The sequence below is a fragment of the Pseudomonas sp. S3(2024) genome (assembly GCF_036861315.1).
In the GTDB taxonomy this organism is placed as follows: domain Bacteria; phylum Pseudomonadota; class Gammaproteobacteria; order Pseudomonadales; family Pseudomonadaceae; genus Aquipseudomonas; species Aquipseudomonas putida_A.
Genome location: NZ_JAZAQQ010000014.1, coordinates 85,946 through 92,854, shown reverse-complemented (window position 1 = coordinate 92,854; position 6,909 = coordinate 85,946). Strand labels below are relative to the sequence as shown.

5 protein-coding genes and 1 pseudogene are annotated in these 6,909 nt (G+C 60.5%); 2 read left to right on the top strand and 4 right to left on the bottom strand.

Annotation, left to right across the window (positions count from 1 at the left end; translation table 11 throughout):
- A pseudogene (locus VLA07_RS27300) lies at nucleotides 1-709 on the top strand (transposase); the annotation flags it as partial.
- 94 nt (nucleotides 710-803) lie between these two features.
- On the opposite strand, the gene VLA07_RS25230 reads toward VLA07_RS27300, so the two are convergent.
- The 3 genes from VLA07_RS25230 to betC all read right to left on the bottom strand — a co-directional run bounded on the left by VLA07_RS25230 (nucleotide 804) and on the right by betC (nucleotide 5,077).
- Nucleotides 804-2,372, bottom strand: a complete 1,569-nt coding sequence (locus VLA07_RS25230; RefSeq protein WP_333992262.1) for a SulP family inorganic anion transporter — start codon at nucleotides 2,370-2,372, stop codon at nucleotides 804-806.
- A gap of 254 nt (nucleotides 2,373-2,626) precedes the next feature.
- Entirely contained in the window at nucleotides 2,627-3,547 is a 921-nt protein-coding gene (choX, locus tag VLA07_RS25225) for a choline ABC transporter substrate-binding protein (protein WP_135294656.1), read from the bottom strand.
- 15 nt (nucleotides 3,548-3,562) lie between these two features.
- Entirely contained in the window at nucleotides 3,563-5,077 is a 1,515-nt protein-coding gene (gene betC, locus VLA07_RS25220; RefSeq protein ID WP_333992260.1) for a choline-sulfatase, read from the bottom strand.
- A 114-nt stretch (nucleotides 5,078-5,191) separates the two neighbouring features.
- On the opposite strand from betC, the gene VLA07_RS25215 reads away from it, so the two are divergent.
- A complete protein-coding gene (locus VLA07_RS25215) occupies nucleotides 5,192-6,142 on the top strand; it encodes a choline sulfate utilization transcriptional regulator (protein ID WP_333992259.1) in 951 nt (316 codons plus the stop codon).
- An 82-nt stretch (nucleotides 6,143-6,224) separates the two neighbouring features.
- Here VLA07_RS25215 and VLA07_RS25210 read toward each other — a convergent pair whose 3' ends face one another.
- On the bottom strand, nucleotides 6,225-6,890 hold the full coding sequence (locus tag VLA07_RS25210; protein ID WP_333992257.1) for an NAD(P)-dependent oxidoreductase: 666 nt from the start codon (nucleotides 6,888-6,890) through the stop codon (nucleotides 6,225-6,227).
- Between the last annotated feature and the right edge of the window lie 19 nt (nucleotides 6,891-6,909).

Sequence of the window (6,909 nt, the reverse complement as noted above, 5' to 3'; positions counted from 1 at the left end):
TTGCCGAAGCGCTGCATGCGTCTCGCGAAAAGCCCATCTCGCCTGAGCGTGAAGCCCTGCGCGAGTTGATTCAATTACGCGAGCACTTCGTCCAGCAGCGCGATGACAACAAGCGCCGGCTGCAACAGGCCCAGTTGCCCGCGGCCATAGAGGCGATCAAGGACCATATTCGCTACCTGCAGACCCAGATCAAGCAGTTCGGCAAAGCCATCAATCAAAGCATGCGTAAGCTGGATGCGGAAAAAGCCGATCGGCTTATCTCCGTCAAAGGCATCGGCACTGTGGCGACCGCCAGCTTGTNGGCAAAGCCATCGATCAAAGCATGCGTGAGCTGGATGCGGAAAAAGCCGATCGGCTTATCTCTGTCAAAGGCATCGGCACTGTGGCGACCGCCAGCTTGCTGGTTTATCTACCCGAACTCGGCGAGCTGGATCGCAGGGAGATCGCCGCACTGGCGGGAATCGCCCCCTACAACGACGACAGTGGAAATCACAGCGGGAAACGTCAGATTTACGGAGGGAGAGCGCGCGTCAGACGTGCGCTTTACATGTCGTGCTGGGTCGTTATCCGCCATCAAGCCGACTTCAAGGCCCGTTATGAATCCTTAAGAGAACGGGGCAAGAGCGCGAAAGTCGCGCTCATCGCCTGTATGCGAATACTGCTGATCAGACTGAATGCCATGCTGCGAGACGGCACAGAGTGGCGGTGACGAACGGTGGCAGTAAGACAGTTGCTCCCACATTGGAATGCGATCAAATGTGGGAGCGGGCTTGCTCGCGAATGGCCGCACCGCCGATCCTGGATCAATCCTCAAACCGGATCGGGCATTTCTCCGGCCCTTCGAGCTTCCGCAACTCCTCCACCACCTGCGGCCGCGCCCGGCGCAGGGTCAGGCTGCGATCCTGACGCAGCAGGCGCCGCGCCTCCTGATGCAGCATCTCCACCCCCGAATAATCGATGAAGTTGATCTGCTGCGCCTCGATCACCACCCGCGTACCGTGCAGCCGTTGCAGGCGCACTTGCAGATAATGGCTGGCGCCGAAGAAGATCGAGCCGCCGACTCGCAGTACGTCCTCCTCGCCGTCGCACCAATGCTGCACCCGCGGTTGCGAGGTGCGCTTGAGGTAGAAGAACAGCGACGCCAGCACCCCGGCATAAATCGCCGTCTGCAATTCCAGCAGCAGCGTGGCGAGGCAGGTCAGCGCCATGACCACGAACTCGGCACGGCTGACCCGCAGCAACGAACGAATCCCGCGATGATCCACCAGGCCCCAGGCGATCAGTAGAATGCTCCCGGCCATCGCCGGAATCGGAATGTGTGAAATCAGCCCGGCGCCAAAAATCGCGAACAGCGCGACCCAGATCGCCGAAAACACCCCGGCCAGCGGCGAACAGGCACCCGCCTCGTAACTCAGCCCTGAGCGGGTGAACGAGCCAGCCGACAACGAGCCGGAAAAGAACGCCCCGACGATATTCGACAAGCCCTGTGCGCGGACTTCCTGATTGGCGTCGAGCAACTGCTGCGAACGTGCAGCAATCGAACGGGCAATCGATAGACTCGTCACCAGCCCGAGCATGCCCACCGCCACCGCGCTCGGCAGCAAACGCAGAATCAGATCCAGATCCAGCGGCAGCGCACTGAACGGCGGCAAACGCCCGACAAAGGCGCTGACCAGATGCACGTGGCCGAACATCTCCGGCCATAACCACACCACTGCGCTGCCCAGCACCAGTGTTATCAACAGAGTCGGCCAGCGCGGCAGCAGTTGTCTGAGGACAAAACCGACCAGCACCGTGGCCACACCCAACACCAGTGACGGTTTATCCACAGCCCGCAGGTGTTGCAGCAGGTCCATCAGACTGGCCAGCGCCGTGGCTTTCGCCGGCAGGTCCAGCCCCAGCAGATTCGGCAACTGGCCGATGGCGATCACCACCGCCGCGCCGAGGGTGAAGCCGAGCACCACCGAATGCGAGACGAAATTCACCAGTGCACCGAAGCGCAGCAGGCCGAGCAGCCACTGGAAAATCCCCGCGAGGAAGGTGAGCAGCAGGATCAGCGTGATGTAGTCCTGTGACGCCGGCACGGCCAAGGGACTGATGCTGGCATACAGCACAATCGAAATCGCTGCAGTCGGGCCGCAGATCAGATGCCACGACGACCCCCACAGGCAGGCGATCAGCACCGGGATGATCGCCGCATAGAGGCCGTATTCCGGCGGTAGGCCGGCGATCAGCGCGTACGCGATCGACTGCGGCAACGCGAGAATCGCACCGCTCAGGCCAACGACCAGATCCCGGCCGACGCTGGCGCGGGTTTGCCGGGGCAGCCAGGTCAGGAAGGGAAAGAGTGAATGGCGACTTGGCAGGGCCATGGGTCCTCGCGGGCGGGTTTTATTCAAGGTTATCAGGGTGCCAGGGTAAAGGCCCTCACCCTAACCCTCTCCCGGAGGGAGAGGGGACTGATCGAGGTGAAAGAGGGAAGTACGCCGACCTGAGATATCCAGTCGAACTCAGGTTCTGAACAACATAAAGATCGGCTCCCTTCCCCCTCGCCCCCTCTGGGGGAGAGGGCTGGGGTGAGGGGGCAAAAATCTCAAGCCGAGCAAAATTCAAAGCCACCCCACGGTCAAAGCTTTGCCTTTACAGCCGCCAAAGCATCCTTGCCATCCACGGTCTTCACCCCCTCCAGCCACTTGTCCAGCACCGCCGGATTGGCCTTGATCCACGCCTTCACCGCATCGGCATTGCTGACTTTCTTGTTCACCACCTCAGCCATGATGCTGTTCTCCATGTCCTGGGTGAACGCCAGGTTGGTCAGCAACTTGCCCACATTCGGGCAGGCCTCGGCGTAGCCTTTGCGCGTCAGGGTGTAGACGCTGCCGGTGTCGCCGAAATACTTCTCGCCGCCCTTGAGGTAATGCATCTTCAACTGCACGTTCATCGGGTGCGGGGTCCAGCCGAGGAAGGTGACGAATTTCTGCTTCTTCACTGCCCGCGACACTTCGGCGAGCATCGCCTGTTCGCTGGATTCGATCAGCTTCCACTGGCCGAGGTCGAAGTCGTTCTTCTTGATGATTTCCTGCAGCGAGATGTTCGCTGGCGCACCGGAGCCGATGCCGTAGATTTTCTTGTCGAACTTGTCGGCGTATTTGTTCAGGTCGGCAAAGTCATGCACACCGGCATCCCACACATAATCCGGGACGGCCAGGGTGAACTCGGTGCCGTCGAGATTCTTCGCCAGTTGCGTGACGTCACCGGTGGCGACGAACTTGTCGTAGAAGCCCTGCTGCGCCGGCATCCAGTTGCCGAGGAACACATCCACCTGACCGTCCTTCAAACCGCCGAAGGTGATCGGCACCGCGAGGGTGTCGACCTTGGCCTTGTAGCCCATGCCGTCCAGCAGGAACCCGGTGATGGCGTTGGTCGCGGCGATGTCGCTCCAGCCCGGGTCGGCCATTTTCACCGTTTCGCAGCTTTGCTCGGCGAATGCCGAGGCACTGCCCAGAGCCAGCAGGCCAATCGTCAGTGCTGTGGATAACTTGCGCATGGACTTCCCCTTACATTATTGATTTTGGCAGGGTTGTGGATAACGGGCCTTGCGCTCCAGATCGTCGAGGTCGATGTGGTTGCGCATGTACTGCTGACTGGCGTCCACCAGCGGCTGGTGATCCCAGCTCTTCAGCTTGCCGATGGTCAGGGCATCGGCGACAAAACGCCGGCGACGCTGGCTGGCGAGCACCTTGCGGTGAATCGCCGGTATGTCCCACTTGGCTCGCGCTTCGGCGAGAAAATCGTCGAACAGCTGGCGATGTTGCGGCGACTGGCTGAGTTCTTCGAGTTCACGCGGATCGTTGTGTACATCGAAGAGTAGGCACGGGTCGCTTTCACTGTAGATAAATTTGTAGGCGCCGCGACGGATCATCATCAGCGGGCTGACGGTGCCTTCGGCCATGTATTCGCCGAATACTTCGTCATGCCCGCCCTGCCCTTGCAGGTGCGTCAGCAGCGAGCGGCCGTCCAGCGGTAAGTTCGGCTCCAGGCTGCCGCCGGCCAGTTCAACGAAGGTCGGCAACAGGTCGGCGGTGGACACTGCCGCGCTAACCCGGCCGGCAGCGAACTGCCCCGGCGCACTGATCAGCAGCGGCACCCGCGCGGCCATCTCGAACCAGTGCATTTTGTACCAGAGGCCCTTCTCTCCCAGCATGTCACCGTGGTCGCCGGAGAACACGATGATGGTGTCATCGATCAGCCCGGTATCTTCGAGGGTTTGCAGAAGTTTGCCGACGTTGGCATCGATATAACTGCAAGCGCCGAAGTACGCCCGCCGTGCATCGCGAATCTTATCCACAGGCAGCGGCTTGTCCCACAGGTCATAGACCTTGAGCAGGCGCTGCGAGTGTGGATCGAGGGAATGTTGAACCGGGGTGCTCGGCAATGGGATGTCACCGTCGTCGTACAAATCCCAGAACGCCTTGGGAATCGTGTACGGGTCGTGTGGGTGAGTCATCGAAACGGTCAGGCAGAACGGCTGATCGCCGTCCTCGCGAATGTGATCGAACAGGTATTGCTGGGCCTTGAACACCACCTCTTCATCGAAGTCGAGCTGGTTGGTGCGCACGCACGGCCCGGCCTGCAGCACCGACGACATGTTGTGATACCAGCTCGGGCGCACGTCCGGCTCGTCCCAGTTCACCGCCCAGCCGTAGTCGGCCGGGTAGATGTCGCTGGTCAGGCGCTCTTCATAACCGTGCAACTGATCCGGGCCGCAGAAATGCATCTTGCCCGACAGCGCGGTGCGGTAACCGAGGCGACGCAGGTAGTGGGCGTAGGTCGGAATATCGGCAGGGAAATCGGCGGCGTTGTCGTAGGCGCCGATGTTGCTCGGTAACTGGCCGCTGACCAGAGTGAAACGCGACGGCGCGCACAGCGGACTGTTGCAGTAAGCGGCATCGAACACCACGCCCTGAGCGGCGAGGCGCGAAAGATTCGGCAGTTTGATTGGCGACGGGCCGTAGATGGGCAACATTGGCGCGGCCATTTGATCGGCCATGATGAAAAGAATGTTCTTGCGCTTCATGTGATCGCGGCATTCCATAGTGAATATTTATGCGACATTGCTGCGATCGAGCATGGAGTCCATGCCCTGTCCGGTAAAGCCCGCGCCGGACAATGACTAGGATAAGCACAGCTTATGTATGACGCCCTCGGCAATCTGTCTCTCGACCTGTTGCGCGCCTTCGAAGCAGCGGCCCGTCATCGCAGCTTTACCGCTGCGGCGGTTGAGCTGGGCACCACGCAGCCGGCGATCAGTCAGCAGATCAAGCGTCTGGAAGAACAGCTGGGAGCGCGTCTGTTTGACCGGATCTACCGCGGCATCGAACTGACCGAGGGCGGGGCAATCCTGTTCGAGCAGGTTCAGCTCGGGTTGCAACATATCGACGCAGGATTGAGCGCGATCAGTACGCAGCAACAACACGAGGTGTTGCAGGTCGCTACCGACTTCGCCTTCGCCGCGTACTGGCTGATGCCACGCCTTCATCGCTTCCACGAAGCCAACCCGAACGTCGATGTCAGCCTGGTCACCAGCGAGCGCAGCCACAACATGCTGCGCACCGATATCGATGTCGCGATCCTGTTCGGCGACGGGCGCTTTAAGCAGGGCGAAAGCCATTGGCTCTTCAGCGAGGAAGTGTTTCCGGTGTGCAGTCCGCAATTGCTCAAGGACCGGCCCCTGCCCCTGCCCACCCAGGCGTTGCTGGAGCTGCCACTGCTGCACTTGCGCGGGGAAAACAGCAGCAACTGGTTTGACTGGAGCGGGCTGTTTCGCGAACTGGGCATCAGTACCCCGCCAGCACCGGGCCAATTGCGTTTCGACAATTACACCTTGTTGATTCAAGCGGCGATTGGCGGTCAGGGTGTGGCCATCGGCTGGCGCCACCTTGTGGATAACTTGCTGAGCCAAGGCTTGCTGTGTCGGCCGATCACCGAGACCACGTTGTCGCGCCTCGGTTATTACGTGGTGCTGCCGCAACGCAAACGCCGGGGCGCGTTGATTCAGCAGTTTGTCGACTGGTTAATGGCAGAACAGGCCAGCAGCGCCGAATCCCTGACGGGAATGGCGCTGCCTTCGATTGCGGTGTAAACAGCAAAAGATCGCAGCCTGCGGCAGCTCCTACAGGGGAATCGCATTTCAAATGTAGGAGCTGCCGAAGGCTGCGATCTTTTTACGTACCTGAGGTCGCGACAAAATTCACATGCTGCCCCACATGCAGATTCAACTGCAGCTCATCGGCAATCCCCACCGCGACCCGGTTCAGCCGTTCCAGCGGCTCCGCCAGCCCCGGCTCCAGATTGCCGCCCACCTGACTGAAATGCTCAATGGTCAGCCCCGCCACCCCGTGCGGCGCATTCACCAGCGTCCACTGCAATGGGCTGCTTTGCAGGGCTTCACGGATTTCTTCGGCGGCGTGGCGTTGCAGCCCGTCGTCCAGATCTGGCTCGTCGAGCACGGCAAAATTCCCCACCAGGAACAACCGTGACACGTTGGCCGCTTGCAAGCCGTCGACCAACGCATCGACTGCTAAAACCTGTTCCACCGGCCCAAGCACTACGGATCTTTCTACATGGTCGCTGCTGAAAGGCAGGCCCGGTGCGTCTAGCAGACAGATCACTGCCGAGCTGCCGGCTACGCTTTGGTTGACCCGTTCGGCATCGAACAGATCGCCGCTTTTGGTGCGCAGGCCCGGACGCGGTGCGAGTACATTCAGATCGTCGAGAATGGCGATGACTTCGTGCTGACGGCGCAGCATTTCAGCCATCAACGCACCGCCCAGGCTGGCCATGGCACCATAGAGCACCACTTTCACCGTCGGGGTTTCGGCATTTTTCATGGCTGATTCCTTTTTGTTG